At 64.2% G+C, this 1268-nt stretch carries 1 protein-coding gene and 1 pseudogene; both read left to right on the top strand.

Features of this window, described 5'->3' with window-relative positions; all coding sequences use genetic code 11:
- Positions 1-835 (top strand): adenylate/guanylate cyclase domain-containing protein (locus AC2VON_RS13455; RefSeq protein ID WP_486953413.1); only part of this gene is annotated, 835 nt, incomplete at its 5' end.
- Positions 835-1268: pseudogene (locus AC2VON_RS13450) on the top strand (hypothetical protein); the annotation flags it as partial. The gene AC2VON_RS13455 and the pseudogene AC2VON_RS13450, both read left to right, overlap by 1 nt.

Raw genomic sequence — 1268 nt, 5'->3', positions numbered from 1 at the left:
GATTTTCGCCATCTGTGTCGCCTCGATGCTCGTCGCCCGGGCGGCGGTGCAGCCGATCCGCCGCCTGGAGAACGGCACGCGCAAGATCAGTTCCGGCGACTACGACGTGAACATCCCGGTCAAGTCCCGCGACGAATTCGGCGACCTGACGGCGGCGTTCAACGAGATGAGCCGCAACTTGGCGATCAAGGAGGAGCTGCTCAACGAGCAGCGTCGCGAAAACGACCAACTACTGCTGGCGTTGATGCCCGACTCCGTGGTGCAGCGTTATCGCGACGGCGAGGAGACGATCGCCGCCAAGCACCAGGACGTCGCCATCATTTACGCCGACATCTTCGGCCTCGACGAGCTCTCCACCAAACTGCCGGAGGGCGAATTGGTGGACATCGTCAACGACCTGTTCCGCCAGTTCGACTCCGCCGCCGAATCGATCGGCATCGAACGGATCCGCACCGTGCACAACGGCTACCTCGCCAGCTGCGGGCTCGTCACTCCCCGGTTGGACAGCATCCATCGCAGCGTCGACTTCGCACTCGAGATCGGCCGCATCATCGAGCGGTTCAACAACCAAAGCGAGCACAAGCTGGCGCTGCGGATCGGCGTCAACACCGGCAACGTGGTGAGCGGGCTGGTGGGTCGCTCCAGTCTCGTCTACGACATGTGGGGCGGCGCCGTCAGTTTGGCATATCAAATGCACAGTGGCGCGCCGCAACCCGGAATCTATGTCAGCTCGCAGGTGTACGAGGCGATGCAGGACGTGCGGCAGTTCGCTCCCGCCGGCACCATCCCGGTCGGCGGCACCGATCAGGCGATCTACCGATTGCTGGAGCGGTGATGAACGCCTTCGAATCGTCGTGGTTCTACTGGGCGATCGGCATCGCGGTCGGCCTCCCCCTGGGGTTGATCATTCTCACCGAGCTGCAAGACGCGCTGGCGCGGCGCAACAGCCGCCTGGCGAGGCCGGTGAGCCTGTTGCGGAACTACCTGGTGCCGCTCGGCGCGCTGCTGCTGCTGCTTGTCCAGGCCTTTGAGGTACCGGCCGGAAATATCCCGGTGCGGATCCTCACCACGGTATTCGGGTTCCTGGTGCTGGTGCTGGTGCTCTCGGGGCTCAACGTGACCGTGTTCGAGGGCGCGCCCGAAAAGAGCTGGCGCAAAAGGATGCCCCGCATCTTCCTGGACGTGGCCCGCTTCGCCGTGATCAGCGTCGGTCTCGCTGTGATGTTGTCCTACATCTGGGGCGTGCGGATCGGCGGCCTGTTCACCGC

Source organism: Mycobacterium sp. TH-M82 (assembly GCF_057473605.1).
Note: the sequence above shows the minus strand (reverse complement) of the source record. Positions and strands in the feature narration are given on the sequence as shown.